Below are 15,971 nucleotides of genomic sequence, written 5' to 3'. Positions count from 1 at the left end.
TGAACGGTTCGGGCCGGCCGAATCCTATTCGGCGGCAATCGCCAGCGGGCGCTGCTCGAAAGCCTGTTCAAGCGATGCCCATTTGGCACGCGCCAGCTTGAGGTTGCATTCCTTGACGTGCCCGTAGCCGCGAATCTCTTCCGGCACCTCGGCAATCGCGACGGCGGTCGCCAGATTGTCCGGCGTCAGGCCAACGAGCAGGCGTTCGATGCGGGCTCGGTATTCCACGACAAGCGCGCGTTCGGTGCGGCGCTCGGCGCTGTAGCCGAACGGATCGAGTGCGGTGCCGCGCAGGCGCTTGAACTTCGCCAGCACACCGAAGGCGCCCAGCATCCACGGACCAAAGGTCATCTTGGCCGGCTCGCCGGTGTTGGGATCCTTCTCGGCCAGAAGCGGCGGCGACAGGTGGAATGTCAGCTTGCCCTTGCCATCGAAAGTCTCGGCCAGTTGCTTGCGGAACGTGCCGTCTGAATAGAGCCGCGCCACCTCGTATTCGTCCTTGTAGGCCATCAGCTTGAACAGATAGCTGGCGACGGCGTCGGAGAGCTTGCCTTCAGAGCCCGTCAATGCCCTTTCGCGGGCGCGCACCTGATCGACGAAGGCGCGGTAGTCGCTTGCGTAGGCAGCATTTTGATAGGCGGTGAGGAACGCCACGCGTCGTGTCACCGCCTCGTCGAGCGACTGCGAGGCAACACGATGGCCAAGCGGTGAGTTGGCCTGCGTCCTGGGCAGCAAGGCATCGACGGCCGCACGATCCGCTGCGGCAAGTCGGCCGAGGCGGAAGGCGGTGCGGTTCATGTCGACCGCCGCACCGTTGAGCTCAAGCGCCCTGTCGATGCTTGCCGAGGTCAGCGGGATCAGCCCACGCTGCCAGGCATAACCGACCATGAACAGATTTGTGCCGATGGAGTCGCCGAGCAACTCCGTTGCGATCTGGGTAGCGGCAATCGTTTCCACCTGATCGGCGCCGGCGATGTCCTTGACCACGCCCGCAAGCCCAAGTCCCTGAACGCGGAAATTGGGGTCGCGGATGAAAGCGCCGGTGATTGTCTCTTCGGAGTTGAGCACGACGCGCGTCTTGCCATTGGCGATCGCGCCGAGCGCTTCCTTGCCGGCAGCGACGACAAGATCGCAGCCGAGCACGACGTCGGCCGAACGCGAAGAGATGCGCACCGCATGCAGGTCGTCCGGGGTCGGCGCAAAACGCAGGTGCGTGGTCACCGGCCCGCCCTTTTGCGCCATGCCGGCCATGTCGAGCGTCGAGCAGCCCTTGCCCTCGATATGAGCAGCCATGGCGAGGATCGCGCCGATGGTGATGACGCCGGTGCCGCCGACGCCGGTGACCAGCACGTTCCAGGGTGCGGTGAGTTCAAATGGTGTCGGTTCGGCGATCGGCCGCGCGGCGATCGTCTTCGGATCGATGTTCTTGGGCCGGCGCGGCCTCATGCCCTCAACCGTTACGAAGGACGGGCAGAACCCTTTCACGCAGGAGAAATCCTCGTTGCACGATGACTGGTCGATGCGGCGCTTGCGTCCGAATTCGGTATCGACGGGCGTCACCGACAGGCAGTTCGATTTCTTCGAGCAGTCGCCGCAGCCTTCGCAGATAAGTTCGTTGATGATGACGCGGCGCTCGACGCGCGGCTTGGGATCGCGCTTTCGGCGGCGGCGCTTCTCGGCAGCACAGGTCTGGTCGTAGACGATGCCCGACACGCCTTCGACCTCACGCAAATCGCGCTGCACGGCATCGAGTTCGTCGCGGTGGTGGATCGAAACATTGGCCGCGAATGGCTCCTGGCCCTGATATTTCTCGATATCGTCGGAAACAACGGCAATGCGCTCGACGCCTTCGGCTCGGAGCTGGTGTGTGATGCGCTGCGGGTTCAGCGTGCCGTCATGGCGCTGGCCGCCGGTCATCGCCGTCGCGTCGTTGAACAGGATCTTGTAGGTGATGTTGACCTTGGCGGCGACCGCCGCGCGGATGGCGAGCAGGCCCGAGTGGAAATAGGTGCCGTCGCCGAGGTTCTGGAAGATGTGGCGCGTCGGCACATAGGGCGCCTGGCCGATCCAGTTGGCCCCCTCCCCGCCCATATGTGTGTAGGTCGCAGTGTTGCGGTCCATGGCCTGCGACATCCAATGGCAGCCAATGCCCGCGAGTGCGCGGCTGCCTTCTGGCACGCGCGTCGAGGTGTTGTGCGGGCAACCCGAGCAGAAATACGGCGTGCGCTGTACCGGCGCGAGACTGGCAAGCTTGGCGCCGTCGATGTCGGAGAGCTTGCCAATGCGCTCAACCAGATCCTTGTCTTCGATGAAGGGCAGGATGCGCGCGGCGATGGCGCGGGCGATCTGGATTGCGGTGAGGTCGTCATGCGCTGGCAAAACGATGCGGTTTTCGCCATCGCGCTTGCCGAAGATGCGCGGCCGCCGCTCAGCCGGCATGTTGTATAGGATATCCTTGACCTGGCCTTCGATCAGCGGGCGCTTTTCCTCGACGATCAAAAGCTCTTCGAGCCCAGACGCAAAGGCGGTGATGCCCTCGGGCTCGAGCGGCCAGACCATGCCGACCTTGTAGACAGACAGGCCGAGTTCGACGGCGCGCTCTTCCGAGATCCCGAGTTCATCGAGCGCCTGGCGCACATCAAGATAGGACTTGCCTGTCGTCACGATGCCGAGGCGGCGGCGTAGACCGCCGAGCGCGACGCGGTCGAAACGGTTGGCGCGGGCAAAGGCGAGCGCCGCCGGCAACTTGAGATTGTGCAGTCGCCGTTCCTGCTCTTGCGGACTGTCAGGCCAGCGAATGCCAAGCCCGCCGGCAGGCATCTCAAAATCGCCTGGCGTGTTGAAGGCGAGGCGGTCGCTCGCAACAACGATCGAGGCGGAGGAATCGACGGTTTCGGCGATCAGCTTGAGGGCCGTCCAGCAGCCGGAATAGCGCGACAGCGCCCAGCCATAGAGGCCGAAGTCGAGGATCTCCTGCACGCCGGCCGGGTTGAGCACCGGGATCATCGCGTCCATCAGCGCATATTCGCTCTGGTGCGAGGTGGTCGAGGATTTACAGGTGTGGTCGTCGCCGGCGAGCAGCAGGACGCCGCCATGCGAGGAGGAACCGGCGAGGTTGCCATGGCGGAAGGCATCGCCCGAGCGGTCGACGCCTGGGCCCTTGCCGTACCACATAGAAAAGACGCCCTGCTTGTTGGCCTTCTCCATCAGGTTGATCTGCTGGGTGCCGAGGATCGCGGTCGCCGCGATGTCCTCGTTGAGCCCGGTCTGAAAGCGGATGTCGCTCGCCTCGGCAAACTTGCGCGCCTGGCTGAACGCCTGGTCGATGCCGCCCAGCGGCGAGCCGCGATAGCCGGTGACGAAGCCTGCCGTGTCGAGCCCGGCCTCACGGTCGCGCCGACGTTGCACCATGGGCAGGCGCACCAGCGCCTGGGTGCCGGTCACGTAGATGCGGCCGTCGTCCAGCAGGTACTTGTCGTCGAGCGAAACTGCCGGATTGGCCATCTGGATCTCCTGGGCGCGGATGTCCGCCCGGGCACGACCAGACGGAACTGACATGCGAGAGCAAAGTCAGCTCTCATGTAAATCCATTACTGTATACACATTGATCTGTCAACGCATCGAGCAACGCCTTGCCGCTTAGGCACAGCAAGGTATCGCTTCGACTGGTGGTGATTGCCGCCCTAGTCGGGACGGCCGAAGAAGATCCGCGCCAGGCCTTCCTTGGTCACTTCGACGGCGTGGGCCGAGCTCAGCGTGATGTGGCGCTCGATGAGCTCGCCGCCGGCGTCGCCGTCACGGCGCCTGAGGCATTCGATGATCGCGGCATGTTCGTCATAGGTGCCGCCGCGCCGGCGATTGCTCTCGAGATCGATGCGCCGGAAGAACCGGATCAGCGAATTGACGGCTTCGAGGGCGCTCAGCATACGCCTGTTCTTGGACAGGGTGACGATCGCGATGTGAAACGCTTCGTCGGCCTCGGCCACCTTCGCCCAATCCGTCGTCGGACCGAGATTGCTGTTGTTTTGCCAGATGGCGATGGTCTCGGCGATCTCGGCGTCGGTACCCCGCTCGCAGGCGAGCCGGAAGGCCGCCCGCTCGATCGCCGCGCGCAACTCATAGAGTTCCTGCACGCCCTCGGGCGTGATGTCGCGGGCGTGGAAACCGCGATTGGGCACGAAGGTCATGAAGCCATCGCGGGCGAGCCGGTTGAGCGCCTCGCGCACCGGTGTGCGCGACACGCCCAGCCTGGTTGCCAGCTCGACTTCGTTGACACGCTCGCCAGGCTTGAACCGGTACTCGACAGCCAACTCCTTGACCGCCTCGTAAACCTTTTCAACGCTGTCGGCAGCACGTCCAGTCTTCTTGGGCTTGGCTATCTTTTGCACCTGCGCTCCGTCTTCGGTCCGGCTGTCCATGGATTGAGCCCCGCTTAGCGGCCCAACGTCGCTCAACTAATGCCACGACGAAGTGCAGTCCACAATCCTCTTGTGGATACACTTGTGTCGACATATAGTCGCGACGCACTCGAACCGAAATATGGAGCATTAAGTCATGAGCAACATCACCCGAATTGACGTTGGCCCGCGCATGAGCCAGGCAGTCGTGCACGGCAATACCGTCTATGTGTCGGGGCAGGTCGCTCTCGATGCCGGCGGCGAAAGTGTTACGGCCCAGACCAAGAATATCCTCGACCGCATCGATGCCGTACTGGCCAAGGCCGGAACCGACAAGACCAAGGTCCTGTCGGCTTCGATCTGGCTCGCCGACATCGCCAGCTTCGCCGAAATGAACGCCGTGTGGGACGCGTGGGTCGCCACGGACAACGCCCCGGCCCGCGCAACCGTTGAATCGAAGCTCGCTGCGCCGCAGTTCACGGTCGAGATCGCTGTCATCGCCGCTCTCTGAGCCCAGCAGCACAACACGGAGATTTTGGGATGCGCGTTGCCGTGCTCGGCGCCGGAGTTGTCGGCGTAACCACCGCCTATGAACTTGCCCGTGACGGGCACGAGGTGACGGTCATCGACCGGCTTCCCGAGGTGGCAAGCGAGACCAGTTTTGCCAATGCCGGGCTTATCGCCCCCGGTCACGCCTACACCTGGTCCTCGCCCAAGGCGCCGCGCATCCTGCTCCGCTCGCTGTTCGACGACAGCCAGGCACTGCGCTTCAGGCCCAGCCTCGATCCGAGGCTGTGGGCCTGGTCGTGGAAATTCCTGATGAACTGTACCGCCGAGAAGGCGCGAACCAACACCAAGCGCAAGGTGCGCCTCTGCCGCTACTCGCAGGAGCGGCTGCAAGGCATCGTCGCGGATACAGGGGTCGACTATCACGGCCTCGACGGCGGCCTGCTCTATCTCTACCGCAAGCCCGAATCCTTCGCCCGCGGCTCAGCCAATACGCGCATCCTGTCCGAGGAAGGGCTGGAGCTGCGCACCGTCTCCCCCGACGAGGCGGCCTGCATCGACCCGGCCCTTGCCAAGGTGAAGGAAAAGTTCGCCGGTGCCGTCTACTGCCCGTCGGACGGCAGTGGCGACGCCCGCGTCTTCACGCAAAATCTCGCCCGCCATTGCGCCGAAAAGCTCGGCGTCAAGTTCATGCTCGGCACGGATGTCAAGGGTTTCGAAAACAGCGGCGACCGAATAGCCCGCGTCACCACCTCCAACGGCTCGGTGACGGCCGACGAATTCGTGCTGTGCCTTGGCGTTTTCGCGCCCGATTTCGCGCGCCGCCTCGGCGTGTCGCTGCCGGTCTACCCGATCAAGGGCTATTCGGTGACCATGCCGCTCGACGCCTCCAACCTGCCGCCCACCGTGGGTGGCGTCGACGAGGACAATCTTGTTGCGTATGCCCGCTTCGGCGACCGCCTGCGCGTAACGGCGACGGCCGAGTTCGCGGGTTTCGACCGCTCGCACAAGCCGGAGGATTTCCGCCACATGCTTTCGGCCATTCGCGACATATTCCCCAACGGCGCGGATTACGCCAAGCCGCAATATTGGGCTGGCCTCAGACCGATGACACCGGAAGGCACGCCGATTTTCGGTCGGGGCGGACGCTTTGCCAACATGGTCTTCAATGTCGGTCACGGCCATATGGGCTGGACCATGTCGGCCGGCTCGGCCCGCATCACAGCCGATATCGTCAAGCGCTCGAAACCCGGTTTCGATCCAGCCGGCATGCTGGCGCAGTAGCCCGGCCAAACACCACGCAGAAGGCTCGCGAAATCGCGGGCCTTTTTGCGTCAGCATCGCCTTAGCAAGGTAGGGCGCCGTAGACGCGGGTAGCTTCCGTCTTCTGCACGGTCCAGACCATATGACCGATACCAGCCAACGCACGGCAAGATCACTAATCGGCCGAAATAGCGGCCTTTGAGCATGATAAGAGGCTCTGTCGAAAACGCTTCGGCAAGCGTGCTCAGAAATAGAAGGTGCCTCAAGATTAAAGTTCAAGGGCTGCCATTTCGATCAATCGGTAATCCTGCTGAATGTCCGCGGGTACCTGGCCGACAATCCTGACCCACCCATCGCCGAGCAGTTCGCAATCCTCACGGCATAGAACACAGACGCGACCGGCCGTTCTTTGGCACGCATCGAACTTTGCGGCGGCGCCAAGAGTTCAACTCCATCATGACCAGTTTTGTCAGAACTTTCCGACGACGTTGAGGACCGCGCCCTCGTCATCAAGGGTGAGGTCGCGGAGGTCGTCGGAGAAGCGGCCGAAATTGTAGCCGACGCCGACCTTGAAGTTCTCCCCGACATGACAATAGACGGCGGCGAGTGCGCCGTAGTCGGTGGTCTCCGCCGAGGGCATGTAGAACACGCGGCCTTCGACCAGAAGATCCCACTCCTTCACGATGTGCAGGTCGGCCCTGAGGATGCCGAGATGCGCCGACGAGCGCTGCCAGTTGGAAAACGTCTCGGACCCGTCGATCATCCGTTGCTGGACGTCGCCGATGCCGAAGCCGTATTTGCCGCCCACCGACAGCCACGGGGACAGATCATAGATCAGGTCCGCCGACAGGATGTGGCTACGCTGCTTGGGACTGGCGAGCGAGCCGTTGATGCCAACCTGGTCGATGCCCGGCAAATCGTAGAGCCAGGTGTATTTGAACAGCGCATTGAGCCGGTCGTTGTCGACCGGGCGATAGGCATAGCCGAGCGATGCCTCGACATAGTCGCCGTCGTGGAAGGCGCCGGCATTTGTGTCTGACAGCACGGCATCGACATTGGCGATCAGGCGCCAGTCCCGGTTATGTCGCAAACTCGGCGTCAAGGAAGACTGACGTATGGATGTCGCTTCTTGTGATCAGGAGCGTTCGATGTTTCCAGGCCGTCAATTCGACCGTTCGGTGGTCTGCCCCCTGAAAAGTGGTCCTCCCTGGGCTGTGTCGCAAACTCGTGTTTGGGATGGCATGAAGCCCATTGCGGACAGGACTATGCAGCGAGGATTTCGAACTGATTGCTTCCAGGTTCGTTTGGCTGCCGTCAACGACAACACGATCAGGTCTTCCATGACGCTTCAATGCTTTGCGGATGAAGCGCTTGGCGGCCAACAGGTCACGATGCTCGCTGAAAAAGAACTCGACCGTGTCACCGACGCTGTCGATGGCGCGGTAGAGGTACATCCACCGGCCGCGAACCCCGATGTAGGTCTCATCGACATGCCACTTCCCGGTGACACCTCGCTTGCGCGCGTTGAACCGCTCCAGCAACAACGGTGAGAAGCGGATGACCCAGCGGTGGATTGTGGAGTGGTCGACGCTGATGCCACGTTCGGCCATCATCTCTTCCAAATCACGCAGGCTGAGATTGTAGGCAAGGTACCAGCGCACGCACAGCAGGATTACCGAACGGTCGAAATGACGGCCTGAAAACATGGAACTCTCCAAGGCAAAAGGAGCAGCATCCATATGTCAGCCTTCGTTGACACGCAGTGTGCGACACAACCTTACCGAGTCCCTCAATCCGCTTTTTCCACTCGCCCGCGCGATACCCGAAATCACGAAAGAAAGCGTCTGAGTTCAGTTCTGAATTGGCCGGACGAGCCGCCTTGGCCGGCCACTGGTTGCTGCTGACTGGCTCGACCGCCGCCGATGGTCCCCCAAGCGAAGCACTGATCGCAAAGATATGACTTGCCAGCTCATACCGGCTTGCCTTGCCCTGCCCTGCGAGGTGATAGAGGCCCTGCGGAAAGCCGCCCTGACGACGCCAGACGCCTGCCGCGACCAATAATCCATCCGCAAGATCGTGGGCGTCGGTCGGATTGCCGAACTGGTCGGAAACCACCTGCAGGCGGTCACGTGTGGCGGCCAAGGATAACATCGTCTTGACGAAATTGCGGCCATAGCGGCTGACTACCCAGGCCGTACGGACCACCATGTGATCCGGATTGCCGGCGCGGACCGCCTCTTCACCCGCAAGCTTGCTGCGGCCATAGACGGTCTGAGGATTGGCCTTGTCGGTCTCAACATAAGGACGCGTCGAGGTGCCATCGAATACATAGTCCGTGGAAACCTGGACGATCGGGATGCCGGCGAGCCTGGTCAGTCGTGCCAGCTCGGCCGGCGCCTCGGCATTGATCCTGAACGCCCTGTCAGGCTCGTCTTCTTGCTGGTCGACACCGGTATGCGCCGCCGCATTGATCACCATGTCTGGTGCGACCGATTTCAGAATCGGAGCGAATGTCGCTGGGTTCTCAAGGTCGAGATCAGGCCGACCGACAAGGACGATCTCTGCCTGGTCTTTCGCCTGCACGGCAAGCGAGCGAGCCAGTTGGCCCGAGATTCCTGTGACCACAATTCTCACGTGGCGCCGACCAGTCCCTGGCGGCTCCCGTCGAAACGCTGTTCGCGGATCGGCCGCCACCACCAGCCATTCTCCAGATACCAGTCGACGGTCTTTGCAAGCCCCGTCTCGAAAGTCTCGAGCGGCCTCCAGCCCAGTTCCTGCTCGCTCTTGGTGGGGTCGATGGCATAGCGCCGGTCATGTCCCGGCCGATCGGTGACATAGGTGATGAGGTCGAGATGGGAGCGGCCTCTGGCCCGCGGCCTTCGCGCATCGAGCAACGCGCAGATGGTCTCGACGACCACGAGATTGGTCCGCTCGGACCGGCCACCAATATTGTAGCTCTCGCCGATGCGCCCCCTGGTCATGACCGCTTCCAGCGCCCTGGCATGATCTTCGACGAACAGCCAGTCGCGTATGTTAGCGCCTTTGCCGTAGACCGGCAGGGGCTGTTCGTCCAGCGCATTGGCGATGACCAGCGGGATCAATTTTTCCGGGAAGTGGTAGGGTCCGTAATTGTTGGAACAATTGGAAAGGACAACCGGCAGCCCGTAAGTCTCGTGCCAGGCGCGAACGAAATGATCGGAAGCCGCCTTCGACGCCGAATAGGGGGACGATGGCTTGTAGGGTGATTCCTCGGTGAAGACACCGGATTCGAAAGCCAGGTCGCCGAAAACCTCATCCGTGGAGACATGATGGAAGCCGAAACGCTTGCGCGCCTCCTCGCCAAGGCTGCGCCAATGGTCGAGTGCCGCCGACAACAGGCTCGCCGTGCCGACAACATTGGAGGTGACGAAAGCCATCGGCCCGTCGATTGACCGATCAACATGGCTTTCGGCGGCGAGGTGCATGATCAGCTCAACCTTCCCGTCCGCCAGGATCCGGCGGACCGTGTCCGTGTCGCAGATGTCGGCGTGGCGGAATGCATAGTTCGGATTGCCTTCGAGGTCGCGCAGCGAAGTCAGGTTTCCGGCATAGGTCAGCTTGTCGAGGTTGATGACGCGGTAGTTGCCGGTGCCGACCAGATGCCGGCAGACAGCCGAGCCGATGAACCCGGCACCGCCGGTGACCAGAACGGTTTGAGGGGCGTGTCTCACGGGTAGACGAATCCGGTTTCGACTTCGGTCAGCAGGGGGGCCGCGGCATCCTTGGCCGACAGGATCATATCGGCGGCCGTCACCGGCCACTCGGCTCCAATGTCGGGATCGTCAAAGCGAATCGACCGGTCATGCGACTGCGAATAAGGGGCAGACACCTTGTAGGCGACCTCGGTGTCGGGCTCGAGCGTGACAAAGCCATGCGCGAACCCTTTGGGCACCAGAATCTGGTTCCATTCCTTGTCGGAAAGCGTCAGCCCGACCCAGTCGCCGAAGCTCGGCGAACCCTTCCTTATGTCGACTGCGACATCGAAGATCGACCCACGCAGCACACGCACCAGCTTGTCCTGGGCGAAGGGCGGTGCCTGGTAATGCAGCCCCCGCACCACGCCCCGCTGGCGCGACAGCGACTGGTTGTCCTGGACGAAGTCGATGGCAATGCCGACATCCGCCAATTTTCCGGCGTTCCACGTCTCGGAAAGGAAACCGCGCGGATCCTCGAATTTGGCCACGCGAATTTCGAACACACCGTCCAGGCCAAGCTTGCGCACCTCAACCATGGCCGATTTCCTTGACCCGGCGCTCGAGATAGCGCGCATAGTCGGTCTTGCCGAGCGAGGCGGCACGGCGAAGCACCTGTTCCTGGCTGACCCAATCCAGCTCAAAGCCAATTTCTTCCGGGCACATGATCTTGATGCCCTGGCGATGCTCGATCGTACGCACGAAGGACGACGCATCGTGAAGGCTGTCATGGGTCCCGGTGTCGAGCCAGGCGTACCCCCTTCCCAGCCGGACGACGTGCAGTTTGTCCTGTTCGAGATAGGTGCGGTTGACGTCGGTGATCTCCAGCTCGCCACGAACCGATGGTTTGAGGGACGAGGCGATATCGACAACCGAATTGTCGTAAAAATAGAGACCAGTTACCGCCCAGTTGGAACGCGGCTCGACCGGCTTTTCTTCGATGGAGAGGGCACGCTGGGTCGTCCGGTCGAATGTCACGACCCCGTAGCGCTGCGGATCCTCGACCTGATAGGCGAAGACAGAGGCGCCGTTGTCGCGGCCGACCGCGGCTCGACAGCGCTCCGACAGCCCGTCGCCATAGAAGATGTTGTCGCCGAGGATGAGCGCAACCGGGCTATTGCCAATGAATTCGCGCCCTATGATGAAAGCCTCTGCCAGCCCGTTGGGGGACGGTTGAACAGCGTAGGAAAAAGACACGCCAAATGCCGACCCGTCACCGAGAAGCTGCTGGAATTGCAGCAGATCGCGCGGTGACGAAATAATAAGGATGTCTCGAATTCCAGACAGCATAAGAACGCCGAGCGGATAATAAATCATTGGCTTGTCGTAGATTGGCAATATTTGCTTTGATACGGCAAGTGTTGCCGGGTATAGTCTAGTCCCACTACCGCCAGCTAGTATTATGCCCTTCAATTTGCCAGATCCTTTTCAATTTAGCTGCCCGCATTTAGCGGCAACCACACAAAACCGGCGAAAGTCTCACAAAGTTGCCGCCGCCTTGCCCATGCGGGCAATGCGCGCGTCGAGTTCCTGCAGGCGCCGGGCAGGCCCGGCATTGCTCGGTTGAAGGGCCATGGCCTCGACCAGCATGTCGCGCGCGGTCGCCAACTCGCCTCCGCGTATGTGTCGATTGGCCCGATGGTAGAGGAAGTTGACCCGCTGCACCGGCGAGAACTCCTGGACGAACCGCTCGCGAAGCCGGTCGGCCCAAGCGGGATGACGGGTAATCGCGGTGAGCGCGATCTGATAAGGCCGCATGGCGGCCCTGACCCTGGCTGCGCGAGCGAGCGCGCGTAGCCCTGGCACATCATCAGCCCGGCAGGCTGCAACGAGGGCCAGTCCGCGCGCCGTTCCGGCGAAGGCCCGGACAGTGCCGTGACCGGTCATGTGCACCGGGACAAGCCGTGCCCCCTCCTGCGTCGCCGCGATCCGCTCCGCGTGCTCCCGATCGACAGCATGGAACGGATCATGGAAGACATAGGCGCGGCCGACCCCGTGCGCGGGCGCGATCTCCATGTCTTCATGAAGCGAGGGCACGAAGTGGCTCGTGAAGCGGCCGTCAAAGGGGACGGCCCTGGGATCGATGGAGATCTGCGGGCAGAAGGCGATTGCGATGTCGGCATCAAGGAGGCGGCGATAGCGGAGCGCCGCGTAGCCACCCTGGGAGTGGCCGTAGAGGATGCGTTCGGATGCCTGCCGCAGGATCGGCGCCGCCGCGACGCTGGCCTTCGCCATGCTCGCCGCCGGAAACCAGTTGGGGCGCCGGCTGATGAAACCGACAGCGGTGATGTCCGCATTCTCGCAAAACCGCTGCCCCCAGAAGCGGCGGCCGTTTGCCTGCATCTCCATTTCGTTGAAGGTCGCGAGAACATAGGACGATGATCCCGGCCTATGAAATACCTCTAGGTTTTCGTCGGAATAGATAAGCAAACCCGATTCCCGCATATTGGAAATACTATGCAATACAGATTGCCGCTTCACTATGTTTGCCGCCTGCGGGAAGTGCGTCCCGCTCAAGGCGACACTGCCTGCGTCTCCTCGGTGACAGCTGGTGTGACGGCGAGCGCCCCGGCAGGACTCAAGCGGCCGCAACGCCATAGGCTGTATGACTGCTCGGTGTCCCAATCGTAGTAGTAGGCTGCCGTCAGCCGCCCTTCATCCATCAGTTGGTGGAAGACTGCGCGCACGGCCCGCACCGCGTCTTCCCGCTTATGGTCGTCGACGGGGCAATGGCGCGCCGTATTCGCTATCCCCCATTCCGTCACCCAGCAGGGCCGGCCGGCATTGTCCGTCCCGCAGAAGTCGAGGACGCGCCTCACCCCATCGGACAAGGCTGGCGCCGGCTTCTGTCCCGGGTAAACGTGGATGCCATAGGCGTCGACCAGGCTGTCGAGGCCGCGCTTGCGCAGCAGCGCAACGACCTCGCCCGGATCGAGGCGCTCCATGCCCCTCCCGTCAGCCCAGTCGGCGCTGAGGTCGGACAGGCCCGCCGAGACGATGGCGGCGTCGCTGCTGTGAACGGTACGCCGCACCTCCTCGCGAGTGATCTTCACGGCCTCCAGGTATTTGTCGAGGCCTTGCTCGAAGGCCGCCCTCTCCGCCAGCTCGGCGATGCTGCGTGGGGTCCGCTCGCCGGGCCGACGATAGACAAGGAGATCGCCGTTGTAGGCACTGAAGTTGATCTCATTTCCAGGCTCGACCGCCTCCAGCCGAATGCCCAGGGCATCGATGCGGCGGAGTGCGTCGCGCAATCCCACGCGGTAGAGATCGAGATCGAGTTCGGAGAGCCGGTGGACATCCCAGATGCGGTCGAAGCCGCTCCGGGGACGAGCCGTCTCGGGATAGTAGCTCTTGTTCGCAAGCTGTACCTCGAGAAGGATCCGGATGCCCAGGCGGCTGGCGATCTCGAGGCCCTCGATGCTCTTGTCGACCGGCCGCGACAGCGAAAGACGGGCGTGGGTGATGCCGTTCACCGCCATCTCCCCGAGCACCCTTTCCTGGTCGCTTCGCGACAGCCAGGCGAGGTTCAGGCGGTTGACCCCGATGCGGGCGGCCGTGACCTCGGCGGCATGCGCGAGCGGCGCCTGGGCGAAGCCCAGGAGCGCCAGCAGCATGCCAGGCAGAAGCCTGCCTGGCCTTGTCCCCCTGCCCCTGTAGCTAGAGGCCGACATGGCTGAGTGCGCTGCGGAAGTTGGCTTCGCAGGCCGAGTACCGGTCGGTGACGGCCTGTGTGTCGATCTTGGATAGGAAATTGGCGAGATAGGCCTTCTTGTCGGCCTCGCGGTTCCACGTCGCCGCCTCCATGTAGGGGAAGCCGACAAACTCCAGCATTTCCCGCATGCGGTCGTCGACGGCGATCATGAGTGCGGGCACGCCGGCCTGCATGCCGATGATGCAGCCATGGAACCGGCGGCCGAAGCAGAGTTCGCGGGAGGCGATCCAGTTTCGCCACTGGTTCGTGTCGAAAAAGACCACGAGCTCATGGTCCCTCTGCCACTTTTCGGAATGCTTGTAGGAGGTCGCCCCGGTGATGCGGCCGCTGGCCTTGTCATAGACAGGCTCATGATCGTCGGCGGACAAGGACAGGTTGTAGGCGATCACCTCGTCCTGCACGACATAGCTTGCGACGCTCGTCGGCTTCAGCAGCGCATGCGCATCGACGATCGTATCGGCGACGCTGCCGAGGTAGCCTCCGAAGGCGATCTTCTGGGCGTTCGCCAGATCAGGATTGGCAAGGGCCCCGAGGGAGCGCTGCATCCCCGCCGGGTTGAAATAGAGCGACGGACAGCCGGTCGGCTTCACAAACTTCATGCCCTGTTCCCTCAGGAACTCGGCAGTGAAGTAGCCGCGGGTCAGGAAGAAGCTCTCCTTGCGCTTGAGGACATCGAGGAACTTGAGGGTGCCGGCGGGCAGGTTCTCCTTGAGGCCTTCCTTGCGCTGGATGCCGATGCCCATGACCACGACCGGCATGTTCAGCTTCTCGAACACTTCCGCTTCCAGGTCGGCGGAATAGCCGGGCCGCAAAAGGTTGGCTGAGGCGAAGACGCAGATGTCGAACTCCTGGTTCAGGTGCTCGTAGACGTCCTGCGAACCGCAACTGCGGGCAAGGTGCCAGAACGGCACGTAGGTGACGTCATGAGCCTTCAGGCTGTAGGCCGCGCCCTCCCCGATCAGGTAGTTGCCCGTGTTGGCTATCTTCCTGACCTGCTCGATCAATTCCGCCTTGGTACGGATGTCGTCGAAATAGGGCCTGTGGCGGACCTCCGTCCCGGATACGCTCGCCACGGTTCGCTGCAGATATGATGGGATGCCCGTAAGCAGGATGCGCATGATATTCCCTGAAATTGTGCCTGAGACCTTGGGTGCAAGCGAGCCGCTACTGCCCGATGCCGATCTCGCGCAGCGCCGCGCGGAAGTTCCGCTCGCGATCGGAGTAGCGGTCGACCAGTTCGGACGCGTTGAGGCCGGCCAGGTGATCCGCGACGAACTCGGCCCGGTTCTCGGCCTTGTCGAGATCGGTCGCGTCGATAGCCGGCAAGCCGGTGAAGCCCAGCATCTCGCGCATGCGGTCGTCCACCGCCACCATGAGGCTCGGCACCCCCGCCTGCATGGCAATGATCGAGCCGTGGAACCGCCGGCCGAAATTGAAGTCCATCGACGAGGCCCAGGCGCGCCATTGGTTCGTGTCGAAGAAAGTGCGCACATCGAACGGGCTCTTGAGCCGCTCGGTGCCCGGATAGGCGACGTCGCCGATCATCTTTCCGGAGGCTGAGTCGTAGACGCGCCCTTCGGCATTCGGCTCCACCTGCATGTCGAAGTGCAGGAACTCGTCCTGGACGACATATTGCGGAACCGCCCCCTGCGGGTTCAGCGCGTTGGCGTCGAGAATCGCATCCTGGTTGCCGCCGAGATAGCCGGAGAAGATGGTCCGCGCCTTGCCGATCTGCACGGCGGGCAGCTTCTTCAGCGCCCGGCGCATGTTGTCGGGCATGAAATAGACGGACGGACAGCCGGTCGGCTGGACAAAGGAGAAGCCCTGGTCCTTGAGGAAATCCGTGGTTTCAAAACCGCGCGTCAGGAAATAGTGCTCCCGCTCCTTGAGGATGCTCAGGAGCCGCTTCGTGCCCTCGGGCAGCGCATTTTCCAGATCCTTGCGGTTCTGCTGGCCGATGCCGAGCATCACGATCGGCATCTTGAGCTTGCTCAGCACATCTGCTTCCGCATCGGCGGACAGTCCCTTGCGCAACAGGTTTGCGCAGGTGAACACGCAGATGTCGAAGTTGGAATTGAACTGCTCGAACCCATCCCCGTTGCGGCTGCAATTGTAGAGATGCCAGAAGGGGATCTGCGTGGCGTGCGGTGCAAGCGCACGCATGGCCCCCTCGCCGATCAGATAATTGCCGGTATTGCTGATGTTTCGCAGTTCCTGGAGGAACTCGTCCTTCGACTCGGGTTGCTTCTGCCGTTCCGAATAGGAGACGGCCAATCCGTTGGCGCCGTTTGCAAGGCGCGAGTAGTGGCCAGGAATGCCCGTCACGAGGATCCGTGGACGCATACAACTAAACCTTTCTGC

General features: G+C 62.5%; 13 protein-coding genes and 1 pseudogene. 2 read left to right on the top strand and 12 right to left on the bottom strand.

Translation table 11 applies throughout. The features are described from left to right. Positions 1 to 24: 24 nt before the first annotated feature. A complete protein-coding gene (locus tag ABSY17_RS01700; protein ID WP_378941551.1) occupies positions 25 to 3,504 on the bottom strand; it encodes an indolepyruvate ferredoxin oxidoreductase family protein in 3,480 nt (1,159 codons plus the stop codon). Positions 3,505 to 3,683: 179 nt separating this feature from the next. Then, the gene (locus ABSY17_RS01695; RefSeq protein WP_378941719.1) at positions 3,684 to 4,379 is read right to left on the bottom strand and encodes a GntR family transcriptional regulator; all 696 of its coding nucleotides are present in this window, start codon (positions 4,377 to 4,379) and stop codon (positions 3,684 to 3,686) included. A 175-nt stretch (positions 4,380 to 4,554) separates the two neighbouring features. Between ABSY17_RS01695 and ABSY17_RS01690 the strand changes: the two genes are divergently transcribed. Together ABSY17_RS01690 and ABSY17_RS01685 are read left to right on the top strand one after the other, a co-directional pair. Next, positions 4,555 to 4,908, top strand: coding sequence for a RidA family protein (locus ABSY17_RS01690; protein ID WP_378941549.1), 354 nt, complete (start codon positions 4,555 to 4,557; stop codon positions 4,906 to 4,908). 29 nt (positions 4,909 to 4,937) lie between these two features. Then, a complete protein-coding gene (locus ABSY17_RS01685) occupies positions 4,938 to 6,188 on the top strand; it encodes a D-amino acid dehydrogenase (protein WP_378941546.1) in 1,251 nt (416 codons plus the stop codon). 448 nt (positions 6,189 to 6,636) lie between these two features. Here the strand turns inward: ABSY17_RS01685 and ABSY17_RS01680 are convergent, their stop codons facing one another. The 10 genes and pseudogenes from ABSY17_RS01680 to ABSY17_RS01635 form a co-directional block, all read right to left on the bottom strand. Continuing rightward, the gene (locus tag ABSY17_RS01680) at positions 6,637 to 7,257 is read right to left on the bottom strand and encodes a hypothetical protein (RefSeq protein ID WP_378941544.1); all 621 of its coding nucleotides are present in this window, start codon (positions 7,255 to 7,257) and stop codon (positions 6,637 to 6,639) included. 189 nt (positions 7,258 to 7,446) lie between these two features. Beyond that, positions 7,447 to 7,873, bottom strand: a pseudogene (locus tag ABSY17_RS01675) (IS6 family transposase); the annotation flags it as partial. After that, positions 7,791 to 8,792, bottom strand: a complete 1,002-nt coding sequence (gene rfbD, locus ABSY17_RS01670) for a dTDP-4-dehydrorhamnose reductase (RefSeq protein ID WP_378941541.1) — start codon at positions 8,790 to 8,792, stop codon at positions 7,791 to 7,793. The pseudogene ABSY17_RS01675 and the gene rfbD, both read right to left, overlap by 83 nt. 5 nt (positions 8,793 to 8,797) lie before the next feature. Continuing rightward, complete coding sequence (gene rfbB / locus ABSY17_RS01665; protein ID WP_378941539.1) at positions 8,798 to 9,877, bottom strand: dTDP-glucose 4,6-dehydratase; 1,080 nt, start codon at positions 9,875 to 9,877, stop codon at positions 8,798 to 8,800. After that, positions 9,874 to 10,437, bottom strand: a complete 564-nt coding sequence (gene rfbC, locus ABSY17_RS01660; RefSeq protein WP_378941536.1) for a dTDP-4-dehydrorhamnose 3,5-epimerase — start codon at positions 10,435 to 10,437, stop codon at positions 9,874 to 9,876. The genes rfbB and rfbC overlap by 4 nt, the downstream gene beginning before the upstream one ends. Further along, positions 10,430 to 11,311, bottom strand: coding sequence for a glucose-1-phosphate thymidylyltransferase RfbA (gene rfbA, locus ABSY17_RS01655; RefSeq protein ID WP_378941533.1), 882 nt, complete (start codon positions 11,309 to 11,311; stop codon positions 10,430 to 10,432). Before rfbA ends, rfbC begins: the two co-directional genes overlap by 8 nt. Before the next feature lie 66 nt (positions 11,312 to 11,377). Continuing rightward, the gene (locus ABSY17_RS01650) at positions 11,378 to 12,328 is read right to left on the bottom strand and encodes a hypothetical protein (protein ID WP_378941717.1); all 951 of its coding nucleotides are present in this window, start codon (positions 12,326 to 12,328) and stop codon (positions 11,378 to 11,380) included. A gap of 83 nt (positions 12,329 to 12,411) precedes the next feature. Then, positions 12,412 to 13,512, bottom strand: a complete 1,101-nt coding sequence (locus tag ABSY17_RS01645; RefSeq protein WP_378941531.1) for a glycoside hydrolase — start codon at positions 13,510 to 13,512, stop codon at positions 12,412 to 12,414. 43 nt (positions 13,513 to 13,555) lie between these two features. Beyond that, positions 13,556 to 14,728 carry a polysaccharide pyruvyl transferase family protein gene (locus tag ABSY17_RS01640; protein WP_378941529.1) on the bottom strand — a complete coding sequence of 391 codons (1,173 nt, stop codon included), beginning with the start codon at positions 14,726 to 14,728 and terminating at the stop codon, positions 13,556 to 13,558. Between the two features lie 46 nt (positions 14,729 to 14,774). After that, the gene (locus tag ABSY17_RS01635; protein WP_378941526.1) at positions 14,775 to 15,953 is read right to left on the bottom strand and encodes a polysaccharide pyruvyl transferase family protein; all 1,179 of its coding nucleotides are present in this window, start codon (positions 15,951 to 15,953) and stop codon (positions 14,775 to 14,777) included. Positions 15,954 to 15,971: the final 18 nt, after the last annotated feature.

Origin of the sequence: Mesorhizobium sp. ANAO-SY3R2, assembly GCF_042466635.1 — a bacterium.
Classification (GTDB): domain Bacteria; phylum Pseudomonadota; class Alphaproteobacteria; order Rhizobiales; family Rhizobiaceae; genus Aminobacter.
Note: the sequence above shows the minus strand (reverse complement) of the source record. Positions and strands in the feature narration are given on the sequence as shown.

Coding starts and splice junctions, on each gene's coding strand:
- ABSY17_RS01645 (WP_378941531.1), bottom strand. CDS start 13,512: ATGCTGCTGGCGCTCCTGGGCTTCGCCCAGGCGCCGCTCGCGCATGCC.
- ABSY17_RS01685 (WP_378941546.1), top strand. CDS start 4,938: ATGCGCGTTGCCGTGCTCGGCGCCGGAGTTGTCGGCGTAACCACCGCC.
- rfbC (WP_378941536.1), bottom strand. CDS start 10,437: ATGGTTGAGGTGCGCAAGCTTGGCCTGGACGGTGTGTTCGAAATTCGC.
- ABSY17_RS01700 (WP_378941551.1), bottom strand. CDS start 3,504: ATGGCCAATCCGGCAGTTTCGCTCGACGACAAGTACCTGCTGGACGAC.
- ABSY17_RS01690 (WP_378941549.1), top strand. CDS start 4,555: ATGAGCAACATCACCCGAATTGACGTTGGCCCGCGCATGAGCCAGGCA.
- ABSY17_RS01635 (WP_378941526.1), bottom strand. CDS start 15,953: ATGCGTCCACGGATCCTCGTGACGGGCATTCCTGGCCACTACTCGCGC.
- ABSY17_RS01640 (WP_378941529.1), bottom strand. CDS start 14,728: ATGCGCATCCTGCTTACGGGCATCCCATCATATCTGCAGCGAACCGTG.